Below are 13582 nucleotides of genomic sequence, written 5' to 3'. Positions count from 1 at the left end.
CCCTCGCGCCGGCGCTGCGTGATCTCCGCCCCCCGGTGGAGATCGCACAGCGTGCTCTGATTGATGAGACGGGGTCGAAGGCGAATCATCACGCGATTCGAAGAAATTCTTTTCGCCGTTTCTCGCGGCTCCTCGCAGAGAGTTCGCTCCGAGTTGTCCACAGGGCTGGTCAGGCTGGGAAAACGGGGTGAGAATAGACGAGGCGCGTGATGGGGACCCGATTCGCGCGTCTCTTCCTGTGGAGCCGACCCGACGCTCCACGAGACCTGGATGACTGTGCCTAACGAGAACAACGACGACGCGCAGATCGCTGACGCCGATCTGATCCTGCGCACCCGGTCGGGCGACCGGAAGGCCTTCGGCGAACTCTGGCGGCGGCACTACCCATCGGGGATCGCCGTGGCGCGATCGATCACGTCTTCTCTCGACCCGGACGACCTCGTCCAGGAGTCGTACACGCGCATCTACAACGCCATCCTCAAGGGCGGAGGGCCCAACGGGTCGTTCCGCGCCTATCTGTTCACCAGCATCCGCAACACCGCGGCCGCCTGGGGCAAGGCACGTCGCGAGACTGCCATCGACGAGATGGATGCCGTCGCCGACCCCGACACGACGGAGCAGGCCACCGACGAGGCCCTCGATCGCGGCCTCACCGCGCAGGCGTTCCGCAGCCTCCCCTCCCGCTGGCAGGAGGTGCTCTGGTACACCGAGATCGAGCAGATGAAGCCGGCCGAGGTCGCTCCGCTGCTGGGAATGAAGGCCGGGGCCGTCGCGCAGCTCGCCTTCCGCGCGCGCGAGGGGCTGCGTGAAGCCTGGATCCAGGCGCACCTGCGCAGCGCCGCTCCAGGCTCGGAGTGCCAGTGGAGCATCGAGCACATGGGCGCCTACTCACGCGGGAATCTCAGCAACCGCGACCGGAAGCGCCTCGACGAGCATCTGTCGGACTGCGCGCGCTGCATGATCGTCGTCGCCGAAGCGAAGGACGTCTCGCAGCGCCTGGCGATGGTGCTGCTGCCGCTCGTGCTGGGCGTGGCGGGGTCCGCCGGTTACCTGGCCACGCTCCAGGGCGGCTCAGCGCCGATCGTGGCGCTGGCCGCGATGCCCTCCAGTGTCGTCGAAGGGGCGGTCGTCGTGTCCGGGTCGGGGGGCGCGGCCGTGGCCGGGGCATCCGCAGGATCCGGTTCGACCGGCGGTGCGGGCGGTGCAGGTGGTGCAGCCGGCGGTGCCGGCGCGGTCGGCGGCGGGGCGGCCGGCGCGACGGCGGGAGCAGTCACCGGCATCGGAGCGCTCGTCGGAGTCGGAACAGCGGCGCTGATCGTCGCGGGTGTCGTCGCCGCTGCGGCGATCATGCCCGGTCTTATCTCGACGCCCGCGATGACGAGCCTGCCGAGCGCCGGCGATGTCGCCGATTCGCCCTCGATCCCGGCCGAGGTCGGCCCGGACGAGGATCTCGAAGCCTTCGATGACCAGGTGCTCGTGATCGACGAGCCGATCGAGGACGAGGATGCCGGCGAGGCACCGGCTCCCGATACAGATCCTGTCGTCGAGGCGCCGCTGGCGACCCCAGTCGCGCCCGCACCTGAGGATTCCGACTCCGGCGGCGAGGCAGCACCCGAGGCACCCGAGGCACCCGAGGCACCCGAAGAGCCGGTGGAGCCGTCGGATCCGCCGGTTGCCCCGCCCGCCTCTCCGGAGCCGACTCCTAGCCCGCAGCCGACCGAGCCACCTGTGGAACCCTCGCCGGCCCCCGAGCCTGAGCCGACGCCCAGCCCGCAGCCGACTGAGCCGCCCACGAAGCCTGAGCCGACTGAGCCCCCCACGAAGCCTGAGCCGACTGAGCCCCCGGTGGAACCGTCTCCGACCCCGGAGCCGACCCCACCTCCGGCGGAGCCCACGCCGGCCCCGGAGCCTGAGCCGACGCCCAGCCCGCAGCCGACCGAGCCGCCCACGGAACCCGAGCCCACGCCCACGGATCCTGAGATCCCCACCGAAGCTCCGGTATTCGGAAGGGCCGCGGAATGGTGGGAAGGGACGAAAGTTCACTACTCCATTCCCGTTTCCGGAGTTCCTGGAGCAACCGTCGAAGCGCTACTCGACGGCGAGCGTGGCGGTGGCGACACCATCGAACTCGACGCGGCAGGAGCGGGCGCGATCGACCTTCGCCCGAATCTCGGTCAGTACCTGTTTCCCTCTCTGACAACTGTGACCTTTCAGTACAGGCTGGGTGACGGGTCAGTCGGACCGTCGGCCACAACGACTTTGAGAGCACTTCAGGACCGGACACTCTCTCCTTCGGACGAAGCCCCTCAGGAACAGTCTCCGCCCGCGGGTCAAGACGAGCCTGATACAGAGGCGCCACCAATCGAGGACCCTGCGCCTGAGGCTCCCACCCCGGAGGCCGGCACCTCCGTCGAGCCACCACCGAACGAGGAGGTCCCCGTAGAGGCGCCTTCGGTCGAGGCGAGCCCGAACGATCAGACCGCACCCGACTCGACCACTAGTCCCGTGCCTCCGACGACCGACGAGCCGACGACAGTCGGCCCCGTCGAGGAACCCACGCCCCCAACGACGCCAACCGTTCCCGTCGCCGAGCAGGTCGCTCCCGCGAGCGAGCCGGCCCCACCTGCCGACGCGGCCCTCCCGATCGAGTCGCCCGCCCCCGCAGACGAGGCGACCGCCCCCGCCGAATAGACTGGGAGCATGACCCAGGAGACACCGGCCGAACCGGGCGTGAACCGCCCGAACGTCACCCCGCTCGACATCATCCGGGTCATCATCCTGCTGGTGGCGCTCGCCTCGCTCGCCCTGTGGGGCTTCGCGACGTGGGAGCTGCCGTGGAACCTGATCCTCGGCATCGGCGCCCCCGTCGTCGTGCTGGTGGTGTGGGCGCTGTTCCTGTCCCCTCGACCGGTGCTGCACCTGCACCCGTTCCTGCGGGCCATCGTCGAACTGCTGCTGTACGTGGGCGTCACGATCGCCTGGTGGTCGATGGGCCAGGCCGTGATCGGCTCCGTCTTCGCGGTCGTCGCGATCACTGCCGGTGTCATCGCCGGGCGGCGATCCTTGGCATGAGCGCTCTCGCGGCGCTGCGCGCGGCACTCGGCGACATCGTCGACGTGTCCGACGCGTCGTTGGAAGGCGCACGCGCCGACCGCTCTGGTCACGCCGCCGTCGGCCGACCGCTCGCTGTCGTGCACGCCGAGACCGTCGAGCACGTCCAGCAGACGATGCGGATCGCCACCGAGACCGGGACTCCGGTCGTCATCCGCGGTGCAGGCACCGGACTCGCCGGCGCCGCAAACGCGGGCACGGGCGAGATCGTGCTGTCCACGCGCCGCATGGCCAGGATCCACGAAATCCGACCCGATGACCTGCTCGCAGTCGTCGAACCGGGCATCCTCAACGCCGACCTCAACGCGGCGCTCGCCCCGCACGGAGTGTGGTGGGCCCCGGATCCGGCCAGCCGCGACATCTCGACCGTCGGCGGCAACATCGCCACAGGTGCCGGTGGACTGCTCTGCGCGAAGTACGGAGTCGTGCGGGACGCGGTCCTCGGCATCGATCTCGTACTCGCCGACGGGCGCCTGCTCCACCTCGGGCACCGTACCGTCAAGGGCGTCACCGGGCTCGACCTCACCTCGCTGGTGATCGGATCGGAGGGCACGCTCGGCGTCGTCGTCGGCGCCACCTTGAAGCTGCGCCGCCTCACTCCCGGCACCACGTGCGCGATCGCTGCCGTCTTCTCAGACGCGAGAACAGCAGCCACGGCATCCGCTGCGGTCACGGCCGCAGGCATCCAGCCCGCGATCATGGAACTGATGGATGCCGCGGCGCTCGCGGCCGTGCACGCACTGCTCGTGCTCCCCGCGCCGGCCACCGGATCGGCACAGTTGACCATCCAGACGGACGGCCCGGCCGCGCGCGAGGAAGCCGACCGCATCGCGGAACTCCTGGTTGCCCACGGGGGCGCCGTGACCCTCTCCGACGACCCAGCCGAAGGCGAACGCCTGTTGACGATCCGCCGTTCGATGCACGCAGCGATGGCGGCGTTGGGCACCACACTCATCGAGGACGTCTCCGTACCGCGCAGCGCGCTGCCGGCGATGTTCGACGAGATCACCCGGATCGAGCACAACTACGGCTTGACGATCCCCACAGTCGTGCACGCCGGTGACGGCAACCTGCACCCGAACTTCATCTTCGACGGCCCCGATGTCCCTGACCACGTCTGGGCCGCCGCCGACGAACTGTTCCGCGCGGCTATCGGCCTCGGCGGCACGCTCACCGGCGAGCACGGCATCGGCACTCTCAAGAGCCGATGGCTGGCCGAAGAGCTCGGCGAGGACCAATGGCGGCTGCAGCGCGACATCGCGCGAGTGTTCGACCCTGCCGGCATCCTCAACCCCGGAAAGGTGTTCACAGCCTCATGACGGACATCCATGTGAGCGCGGCGATCATCCGCGACTCCGACGATCGTGTGCTGGTCGTGCGTAAACAGGGCACGGTGCGCTTCATGCAGCCTGGAGGCAAGCCGGAGCACGGCGAGAGCCCGGCGCAGACCCTCGCCCGCGAGCTCGAGGAGGAGCTCGGCCTCCGAGTCGCAGAGACCGACCTCACTCCTCTGGGCGAATTCATCTCGGATGCCGCGAACGAGCCTGGACACCGCGTCATCGCCGCCGCCTTCGCGATGCGCGCCGAACCGGACGAGGTCACGGCGCAGGCCGAACTCGCCGAACTGCGCTGGATCACGCCCGCTGACATCGCCACGCTGCCGCTGGCCCCTCTCAGCCTGGAGCATCTGCTCCCGCTGGCGTGGCCGGATGCTTAGCTGTCGTCGCCATGAGGCTGTCGACGTCTGAGCGTGCGCTCTCGCGAGCTCGGCTGGGCGCTGATACGCTGGGGCGTCCGTGCAGGAATTCGAGGAGGTGGTACCCGTGAACGAATTGACGTTGGTGCTCCTCCGGGGAGTCACGGTCGGGCGATAGGTCGTCTGGGAGCGCCGCATATTTGCCGCACTCCCGAAAGGCACGACCATGCACTTCACTTCTGAACAGATTCTCGACGAAGGCATCACCGAGCGCGAGTTCACTCTCCGTGATTTCTCCGGCATTCTGTGGACGCCACCAGCAGCGTCCTCGTCCACGCCGGTTCCCCTCATCCTGATGGGCCAGCCCGGCGGGTTCGGGATCCGACGGATGTATCCCCGTCTGGTTGCACGGGCGCTCAGCGCCGCTGCGCAAGGCTTCGCTGCGGTCTCCATAGAGATGCCTGGTGCGGGCGACCGCACCCCGCTACCCGGCGTGGAGCAGGCTCGAGCAGACCTCATCCATGCACTTTCCAATGGCGACCGGCCCGGAGCGGACGTTATCGACCGGCTGATTCTTCCGCTCGTCGATCAGGCGGTACCAGAGTGGCAGATCACTCTCGACGAGGTCCTCGACCGCCCTGAGTTCGGCGAGAAGGTCGGTTTCTCGGGCGGAGTGATCGCGATCGGCACACGCCTCGCCGCCATAGACTCACGTATCGCGGCAGCCGGACTCTTCGCCGGCAGCTACGTGCCGCGCCTGACGATGGAGGAGGCGCGTCAGGTCACCATCCCGCTGCACGTTCTCCTCCAGTGGGATGACGAGGGGAATGATCGGGGAATGGCTCTTGATCTCTTCGAGGCCTTCGGATCCACTGAGAAGACCCTCTACGCCAACATGGGCGGCCACACAGGCATCCCGCAATTCGCGGGTGAGGATGCCGCTGGCTTCTTCGCCCGCCATCTCGGCTCAGCCTGACAGTTGAGGGACGCCATCGGCTCGTCGAACGCTGCCGATCCCGTCCGATCGCTCACGTTGCCCGCGAGATGGTCATCTCGCGGGCAATCGCGACGTGGTGACGCGGATCGAAAGAATGCGCCGTGAAGACGACTGGTCGGCATCTCGAATCGCATTCGAACTCCGCCACGAGCAGGTCCACATCAGCCGACGCACCGTCACGCCGGACCATTCGGGCTGAATCGTCGACGCTTCATTGCCCCCTACACCGCGCGGGCGCGGCTCAGATGCCCTGCCACGCCGGCTTGTTGGCGAACGTGTAGCGGTAGTAGTCCGCGAGCTTCAGCTTCGATGCGGCGGCCTCGTCGACGACGACCGTCGCGTGCGCGTGCAGCTGGATCGCCGAACCAGGCAGGAACGCGGACAACGGCCCCTCCACGGCATCCGCGACGGCCTGCGCCTTACTCTCGCCGAAGGCGAGCAGCACGAGGTGACGCGCCTCCAGGATCGTGCCGAGCCCCTGGGTGATGCAGTGCATCGGCACGTCCTCGATGGAGTCGAAGAACCGAGCGTTGTCCTCGCGGGTCTGCTGCGTGAGCGTCTTCACCCGTGTGCGCGACGCGAACGATGAACCCGGCTCGTTGAAGCCGATGTGCCCGTCGGTGCCGATACCGAGGATCTGCAGATCCACACCGCCGGCAGCGGCGATCGCGGCCTCGTAGTCAGGACCCGCGTGCTCGATGCCGTCCGATGCGCCATTGGGAACATGGATCCGCTGCGGATCGAGGCCGAGCGGCTCGACGACCTCGCTCGTGATGACCGACCGGTAGCTCTCGGGATGCGCCGGATCGAGGCCGACGTACTCATCGAGAGCGAAACCGCGCACCTGGGAGACATCGATGCCTGCCAGCCGACTCTGCAGCGCCTGGTAGACCGGCAACGGAGTCGACCCTGTGGCGAGCCCGAGGACGGCATCCGGCCGACTGGCGATGAGCGCGACGATCTCCTCCGCGACCAGGGCGCCTGCCGCAGTGCTGTTCTCCACGATGACGACTTCAGCCATGGGACACGATCTCCTTGTCAGGTACGGGGGCAGAATCCGATGCGCCGACGAGCGCTGCGCCGAGCGCCGCCGCCGGGGAGCCGCTGGGCAGCAGCTCGATCCTCTCATCGAGGCGCAGCGAGCGCATGAACGCTGACCCGTCCGCCTCGCGTCGCAGTGTCTCGACGATGTCGGCATGCAGGCGATCGCCGAGCGCCGTGAGCCCTCCGCCGATGACGACGGTCTCCACGTCGACCGAGAGGACCAGGATGCGCACCGCAGCCGCCGCCCCCCGCGCCAGGTCGGAGCGCAGCGCGATCGCATGCGCATCCCCTGCTTCGGCGGCGTCGAAGATGTCGCGCACCGGGAGCGCACCGGGTCGCCCCCACGCCTTCGCGAGCGCGCCGCCTCCGCAGAGCGTCTCGACGCAGCCCCGCTGGCCGCAGCCGCACAGCCGTCCGGCCGGGTCGACGCTGAGGTGGCCGACCTCCCCTGCGGTGCCGTGCATGCCGCGCCAGATCAGACCATCGGCCACGATGCCGGCTGCTACGCCGGTGCCGAGGTTGAGGTACGCCATCGATGCGCCGTCGCCGCGCAGAGCGGCCGCACCGAGAGCCGCCGCCTTGACGTCGTTCTCGACGGCGATCGGCACGTGCAGCACCTCGCCGGCGCGCGCCGAGATGTCCAATGATTCGACGCCGAGGTTCACCGCGTGCAGGACGCGTCCGGTGCCCGGCTCGACGAGGCCGGGGATGCCGACGCCGACGGAGCCGAGCTCCGAAGCCGCGAAACCGCCCTCCTGCGAGAGCGCGGCGACGCTCTCGAGGATGCTGGCGATGACCGCCTCGTCGCCCCATCCGGTCGGGCGTCGCACGCGCGCGAGGATGTCGCCGTCTGGAGCCACAGCGACCGCATCGGTCTTGGTTCCGCCGACATCGAGGCCCACTCGAATCGCCCGACCGCGCAGGCCGGTGCTCGTGTGCTGGCCCATCAGCGGACGCGGCCAGACTCTGCGGCGACCTCAGGTGACGTCGAAGCGCGCCTCACGAGACGCCCAGCTGGCCGGAGAGCACCATGACGGCGGTTCCCCGCAGCACGATGTCGTCTTGGCGGGTGAGTCGGATGACGACGTCGTCGAACACGCCGTCCAGCGTGCGCGCGCGCAGCGTCGCCGTCGCCGCATCGAAGAAGGTGTCGTCCAGCAGATCGGCGGGCCCGGAGAGCACGATCTCGGAGAGATCCAGCGCACTCACGATGGGCGCGATCGCTACGGCCATCCTCGTCCCCGCATCGCGGAGGAGGTCGTCGCGCGACTCCGGAGCCGCCGCGATGGCGGAGGCGAGCCGGCTGCCGCTGAGCCACGCTTCAAGGCATCCGTCCTTGCCGCACACGCACCGCGGACCGCCATCGGTGCCGACCACGACGTGTCCGATCTCTCCTGCGGCGAAACGGCTGCCGAGCAGAGGCTGGCTGCCGGTGATCAGACCTGCGCCGACGCCGCGGCCGATCTTGATCAGCATGACGTCGGCCCGCGCCTCACCGAACGTGTATTCGGCCAGGACAGCCGCGTTGGCGTCGTTGCGCGCCGTCACCGGCAGATCCAGGTCGAGGCCCAGGCGCGCCTCGAGTGGGAAGTCGGTCCACCCGAGGTTCGGGGATTCGATCACGACTCCGTCAGGGCGCACGATGCCCGGTGTTCCGACGCCGACGCCGAGCAGCGTCGTCGTCGAAGCCGCCATCAGCTGACGGGCGAGATCGACCAGCGCGTCGTATGTCGCTGCGCCGTCCGGTTGCGCGGGTCGCGGAACCTCGCGGCGCTCGAGCACCTCGCCGTCGAGACTGAGTACGGCACCGTGGAACGCCTCAGGGCCGGACAGATCAAGACCGATGATCTGGTGGCCTTCGCGATCGATGTCGATGAGGATCGGCGGCTTACCGGGGCCCGCGGTCTCGCGAATGCCCTTCTCGACGACGATTCCGTCAGCGATGAACTCCGCGACCAGGTCCGAGATGGTCACGCGAGTGAGACCGGTCTCGCGCGACAGATCGGCGCGACTCATCGCGCCGGCGTGGTACAGGGTCTGCAGCACCAGGGCGCGGTTGTGTCCGCGTGCATGCTCCGGCAGCACTTTCGCGCGTGAGCGGAGGTGCCGTGCACCCGCGAATCCGTGCGCTGTGGCGCCGGTGTACTCAGCCGCCGCCGGCACACGCATCCCATCCGATTCGGACATGTTTGTTAGTAGACCTTACGAACATAGAGTTGCGCAACCTCTGCGAGGTCGGCGCGATGGAGGGTTACCGAAACGTTACCTAGCGGCGAGCGCCCCCTGACCCACCGTGCGAACCGAGACCGGAGACGAGGTCGGCGACGATCTGCTGCCGAGCCTCTACGCTCATCGGCTTGCCCGGAACGCCAGGTCGACGCTGATCGGGAGACGGACCGTCGAGTGGACGATACCGCACCCCGAGGCCGGCCAGACGGCGCAACTGCACTGGGAGGCGACGTTCGAACGAGTCCCACTCCCCTGGCTCGCCGCCCACCCACAGTCGTTCGGCGATGGCGGAGAGCCGAGGGAACATCGCGTAATCGACCCGATCACGCGTCGGCAGGTGCTCGGTCCAGGTGTTCGCCTGGCCGCCGAGCGCGCGCTCGTCGATGCGCAGCGTGTACGCGTGCTCGATCGTCAGGGGCGGACCGACCGGCACCGGCTCGTCCGACGAGTCGGACTGGCGGTAGTCCAGGTACACCTCCAGATCGGGGCAGGCGATGACAGGGATGCCGCGGTCCAGCGCCTCCTCGAGCGCCACCGGTGCGCGCCAGGCGAGGATCTCGACGCCCTCGGGCACATCTCCCTCGAGCACCTCGTCCCAGGCCAGCGCCGTTCGTCCGCGCGCGCGGACGTGCGCGACGAGATGCGCGGTGAACCACGGCTGCACGTCCTTCGCGGACTCCAGACCCAGCTCGCTCATGCGCTCGTGCGCCGCGGCGCTGCGCTCCCATTCGGTCACCGGCACTTCGTCGCCGCCGATGCCGATCCACGGCGAGTCGAAGACGTCGCACAGGGCGTCGATCGCGGCGCGGCCGAAGGCGAGCGATCCCTCGGTGGGCGCCAGCGTCCGCTCGTTCACGCCGAATCGCTCCCAGGGTCCTTCGACGGCCTCGGAGGCATCCGTGTTGCCCAGCGCGGGGTATGCGGCGAGCGCGGCCTGCACGTGGCCCGGCAGCTCGACCTCGGGTACCAGGGTGATGAAGCGTTCAGCGGCGTAGCGGACCAGATCGCGCAGCTCTGCCGTCGTGTAATACCCCTCGTGAACCCCCGATTCGACGGTGGCGAGCGGGCCGTGACCCCGCTGCGTGGCAGCGCGGCGAGCGCCCACCTCTGTGAGCCGCGGGTAGCCAGGGACCTCGTACCGCCAGCCCTGATCGTCGGTGAGATGCAGGTGCAGGATGTTGAGCTGGTGGGCCGCGAGCACGTCGATCAGGCGCCGGATGTCGGCGGCAGGACGGAAATGACGCGCGACGTCGAGCATCGCGCCCCGCCAGCCGAACGCCGGAGCCCCCCGCCATCGTCCTGCGGGAAGCCGTGCTCCGTGCACCTTCTCCGGGGGCAGGAGCTGCCGCAGCGCCATGACGCCGCGGAAGGCGCCGACCGCGTCGGCGGCGTGCACCTCGATGCGCGCCGAATCGACCTCGATGCGGAACGACTCTTGGTCGGTCTGGGCGGGATCCTGCAGCAGAGCGATGGTCCCGGCATCCGACGCCGCCTCCTCGCGCAGCTGGAGGGTCTCCCGCAGGCGGTCGATCACGTCCCCGAATTCGTCCGAGGCTTCGATGCGCGTGCCGGCCGCGAGCACGAACGGCTCGGCCTGGGCGTCGATGTCGACGTCGAGACGCGGCACAACGGCGCGGTGGGCGGGCGGAGCGCTGCGAAGCGCGGAGCCAGGGGCATGACCGGTCGGCGAGCCGGCTTCGATCACCGGCACTCCCCCGACGAGAACCTCGAGGATCCCCACGGGCTCGGCTCTCGGCTCGTCGAAGGTCGCACCCGCGCCGACTGTCTGCGGGTCGAACAGCACGAGGTCGGCGGTCGCACCCGGTCGGATGACGCCGCGCGGCGCATCGCCCAGGTCGAGGCCGAGTCGGCGCGCCGGCGTCGCGGACAGGTGCTGCACGGCCTCTTCGAGGCTCAGCACACCGAGTTCGCGCACATAGTGGCCGAGATAATGCGGGAATGTCCCGTAGCCGCGCGGGTGCGGCTTGTCGCCGGCGAGGATGCCGTCGCTGCCGCCGCTGTGCCGCGGATGCCGCATGATCGACCTGACGTTCTGCTCGTCGCCGATGTGCATGAGGATGCCGGTGGCCGCGGCATCGCGCACCACGGTGTCGAGCACCACGTCCACCGGGCGACGCCCCAGAGCGAGGGCGATCTCGTCGACGCGACGGCCGACGAGATCGGCGAGAGCCGGATCGCCGACGCCGGAGATCTCGATGACCGACCAGTCGGCGCGTTCGCCGTGGAAGCCGTCGCAGCCGACGTCCTCCAGCTCGACGCGCACCTGTTCGCGGCCCGCCGCATCCAGCGCGGCGATCGAGGCGACGAGATCCCCGCCGGCGGCCAGTCTGCTCGGCAGCAGCGCCGCGAGCGTCGTGGCTCCCGGCAGGTACGGATAGGTGTCGAGAGTGACGTCCACGCCATCGGCGATCGCCTCATCGACGAGTGCGAGCAGGTCTCCGGCGCGCCCTCGATTCGGAGCGAAGTTCATCGTCGCATGCGTGAGATGGATCGGGCAGCCGGTCCGTCGGCCGATGTCGAGCACCTCCCGATACGCGTCGAGTGCGGCGGCTCCGTAACTGCGCGTATGCGGCGCCCAGTACCCGCCGCGTTCGGCGACGACGCGGCACAGCGTCTCGAGCTCGGAGGTCGAGGCGTACATCCCCGGTGTGTACGTCAGTCCGCTGGACATCCCGAACGCGCCGGCGTCCAGCGCCGCATCCAGCAGCGCGGCCATGCGTGCGAGCTCGTGCGGTTCGGCCGCGCGATCCTCGTGGCCGACGACCATCATGCGCAGATTGCCCTGCGGCACGAGGACAGCGACATTCGCCGCAGTGGCCGCACCGATCGCGTCCAGGAACTCGGCCATCGACCGCCACGCGACGTCGGCGCGCCCGTTCCATCCGGCGATCTGCGCAGGGATGGCCGCCGCGGCGCGGTCGTCGAGAGGCGCGTAGCCGAGGCCGTCCTGGCCGATGACCTCGCACGTGACCCCCTGCCGGACCTTTGCGGTGTGCTCGGCTCCTCGGAGCACGGCCAGATCGCTGTGAGCGTGCATGTCGATGAAACCCGGGGCGAGCACGAGCCCGGCGGCTTCCACCTCGACCGCCCCCTCCGGCAGGCCGAAGTCGTCCTCGCCGGGGCGACGGATGCCGACGACACGCGCGCCCTCGACTGCGACATCTGCGGTGAATCGCTCGGCTCCCGTGCCGTCCACGACGTCGACGCCGCGGTACACCCGTACGCGGCCGGCGGCCGCCTGCTCAGCGCTCAGAAGCATGTCGCCACCGCGCCGATCACACGAGGGTCCTCGGCGTCCGGGTCGTCGATCACCGCGACGACCCGCCACTTGTCGAAGGCCGTGCAGGGGTGCGAGAGCCCGAGCCGCACGACGTCGCCGACCGCGATCTCCGCACCGTCGTCGAGATTCAGGAACGCGTGCTGGTCGTTCAACGCGGTGATGCGTCCGGCGACGGATTGGGGCACCGGGAGGTCGATGTCGAAGGGGACGTCGCGGCGCCCGGCATCCAGCAGCGCCAGTCCCGGCTCCGGATGCGAGACGACCCTGGACCACGCGTGCATCCCCGAGCGCAGCGGCGCCGTCGGCACGGCGGCGCCGAACGGCGACATACGGGTGTAGAACCCGTCGTCGTGGATCTGGAAGGCGCCGGACCTGAGGACGACATCGGCCTTCGCGCGGCGCGGGGCGAGCACGGCCGCCGCCCGATCGGGGAACGAGCTGCCTCCGGCGGAGAGGATCGGCCGGATGCCAGCCGGGTAATCCAGCCGCTCGTGCAGGTCTACGAGGGTCTGCAGATAGGCATCGACCGCGGCCACGGATGCCGGGGTCCTGTCGGGTCCGAATGGCCCCTCGTACCCGGCGACGCCGGCCAGGCGGAGCCCGGGGGCCCGGGAGACGGCGTCGGCGATGCGCTCGCCCTCGTCGATGGTCCGAGCGCCGGTGCGGCCCCCGGATCCTCCCAGCTCGACGAGCACGTCCAGAGGATGGGCCGTGTCGGAGACCGCATCTGCCAGGATCGCGACCGCGTCCTCTGAGTCCGCCCAGCAGAGCACGCGGAGGCCTTCGGTCTGCGCGAGGAGTTCACCGAGCCGAGCGGCTGCATCGGCATCCGTCACGCCGTTCGCGATCAGCACGGTGCGCACACCGGCGTCGACGGCGACGCCGGCCTGCCACGGGGTTGCGACCGAGATCCCCCATGCCCAGGCATCCAGCAGTCGCTGCCAGAGCGCCGGCGCCATCGTCGTCTTGCCGTGCGGGGCGAGCAGGATGCCGAGGTCGCCGGCCCAGTCGAACACCGTCCGCTCATTGTGCGACAACGCCTCCTCGTGGATCGTCATCACGGGTGTGGAGAACTCCGACAGCCGCAGGCCGGCATCCGCCACCTCGGACAGTCGAAGTCCGTGGGCGCGAGCGGGGAAGGCCTTGGTCCAGGGGCCGAGCACGGGGTCCGGAATTTGTAGAGGCACCTAACAAGGCTACTAGG

At 69.6% G+C, this 13582-nt stretch carries 10 protein-coding genes and 1 pseudogene; 6 read left to right on the top strand and 5 right to left on the bottom strand.

Annotated elements, in window-relative coordinates:
- Nucleotides 1-270 precede the first annotated feature (270 nt).
- The 6 genes and pseudogenes from ACFCYE_RS12345 to ACFCYE_RS12320 all read left to right on the top strand — a co-directional run.
- A complete protein-coding gene (locus ACFCYE_RS12345; protein WP_376179114.1) occupies nt 271-2691 on the top strand; it encodes a sigma-70 family RNA polymerase sigma factor in 2421 nt (806 codons plus the stop codon).
- A gap of 9 nt (nt 2692-2700) precedes the next feature.
- The gene (locus ACFCYE_RS12340; RefSeq protein WP_376179113.1) at nt 2701-3072 is read left to right on the top strand and encodes a YrdB family protein; all 372 of its coding nucleotides are present in this window, start codon (nt 2701-2703) and stop codon (nt 3070-3072) included.
- Nucleotides 3069-4430, top strand: coding sequence for an FAD-binding oxidoreductase (locus tag ACFCYE_RS12335; RefSeq protein WP_376179112.1), 1362 nt, complete (start codon nt 3069-3071; stop codon nt 4428-4430). Before ACFCYE_RS12340 ends, ACFCYE_RS12335 begins: the two co-directional genes overlap by 4 nt.
- The gene (locus tag ACFCYE_RS12330) at nt 4427-4828 is read left to right on the top strand and encodes an NUDIX domain-containing protein (protein ID WP_376179111.1); all 402 of its coding nucleotides are present in this window, start codon (nt 4427-4429) and stop codon (nt 4826-4828) included. Before ACFCYE_RS12335 ends, ACFCYE_RS12330 begins: the two co-directional genes overlap by 4 nt.
- A gap of 205 nt (nt 4829-5033) precedes the next feature.
- Nucleotides 5034-5783, top strand: a complete 750-nt coding sequence (locus ACFCYE_RS12325; protein WP_376179109.1) for an alpha/beta hydrolase — start codon at nt 5034-5036, stop codon at nt 5781-5783.
- Nucleotides 5780-6026, top strand: a pseudogene (locus ACFCYE_RS12320) (IS481 family transposase); the annotation flags it as partial. The gene ACFCYE_RS12325 and the pseudogene ACFCYE_RS12320, both read left to right, overlap by 4 nt.
- Before the next feature lie 19 nt (nt 6027-6045).
- On the opposite strand, the gene nagB reads toward ACFCYE_RS12320, so the two are convergent.
- From nagB to ACFCYE_RS12295, 5 genes are all read right to left on the bottom strand, one after another.
- Nucleotides 6046-6825, bottom strand: coding sequence for a glucosamine-6-phosphate deaminase (nagB, locus tag ACFCYE_RS12315; protein WP_376179107.1), 780 nt, complete (start codon nt 6823-6825; stop codon nt 6046-6048).
- Nucleotides 6818-7795 (bottom strand): ROK family protein, encoded by a 978-nt coding sequence (locus ACFCYE_RS12310; RefSeq protein ID WP_376179106.1) that lies wholly within the window; start codon nt 7793-7795, stop codon nt 6818-6820. Before ACFCYE_RS12310 ends, nagB begins: the two co-directional genes overlap by 8 nt.
- 52 nt (nt 7796-7847) lie before the next feature.
- Nucleotides 7848-9035: an ROK family protein gene (locus tag ACFCYE_RS12305; RefSeq protein WP_376179105.1), complete on the bottom strand. Its 1188-nt coding sequence runs from the start codon at nt 9033-9035 to the stop codon at nt 7848-7850.
- Between the two features lie 79 nt (nt 9036-9114).
- Nucleotides 9115-12357 carry a family 20 glycosylhydrolase gene (locus tag ACFCYE_RS12300; RefSeq protein ID WP_376179103.1) on the bottom strand — a complete coding sequence of 1081 codons (3243 nt, stop codon included), beginning with the start codon at nt 12355-12357 and terminating at the stop codon, nt 9115-9117.
- Nucleotides 12348-13565: an amino acid deaminase gene (locus ACFCYE_RS12295; protein ID WP_376179102.1), complete on the bottom strand. Its 1218-nt coding sequence runs from the start codon at nt 13563-13565 to the stop codon at nt 12348-12350. The genes ACFCYE_RS12300 and ACFCYE_RS12295 overlap by 10 nt, the downstream gene beginning before the upstream one ends.
- Between the last annotated feature and the right edge of the window lie 17 nt (nt 13566-13582).

The organism is Microbacterium sp. NPDC056234 (assembly GCF_042267585.1).
GTDB lineage: Bacteria > Actinomycetota > Actinomycetes > Actinomycetales > Microbacteriaceae > Microbacterium.
Note: the sequence above shows the minus strand (reverse complement) of the source record. Positions and strands in the feature narration are given on the sequence as shown.

Coding starts and splice junctions, on each gene's coding strand:
- ACFCYE_RS12330 (WP_376179111.1), top strand. CDS start 4,427: ATGACGGACATCCATGTGAGCGCGGCGATCATCCGCGACTCCGACGAT.
- ACFCYE_RS12305 (WP_376179105.1), bottom strand. CDS start 9,035: ATGTCCGAATCGGATGGGATGCGTGTGCCGGCGGCGGCTGAGTACACC.
- ACFCYE_RS12325 (WP_376179109.1), top strand. CDS start 5,034: ATGCACTTCACTTCTGAACAGATTCTCGACGAAGGCATCACCGAGCGC.
- ACFCYE_RS12300 (WP_376179103.1), bottom strand. CDS start 12,357: ATGCTTCTGAGCGCTGAGCAGGCGGCCGCCGGCCGCGTACGGGTGTAC.
- ACFCYE_RS12340 (WP_376179113.1), top strand. CDS start 2,701: ATGACCCAGGAGACACCGGCCGAACCGGGCGTGAACCGCCCGAACGTC.
- nagB (WP_376179107.1), bottom strand. CDS start 6,825: ATGGCTGAAGTCGTCATCGTGGAGAACAGCACTGCGGCAGGCGCCCTG.
- ACFCYE_RS12345 (WP_376179114.1), top strand. CDS start 271: ATGACTGTGCCTAACGAGAACAACGACGACGCGCAGATCGCTGACGCC.
- ACFCYE_RS12310 (WP_376179106.1), bottom strand. CDS start 7,795: ATGGGCCAGCACACGAGCACCGGCCTGCGCGGTCGGGCGATTCGAGTG.
- ACFCYE_RS12335 (WP_376179112.1), top strand. CDS start 3,069: ATGAGCGCTCTCGCGGCGCTGCGCGCGGCACTCGGCGACATCGTCGAC.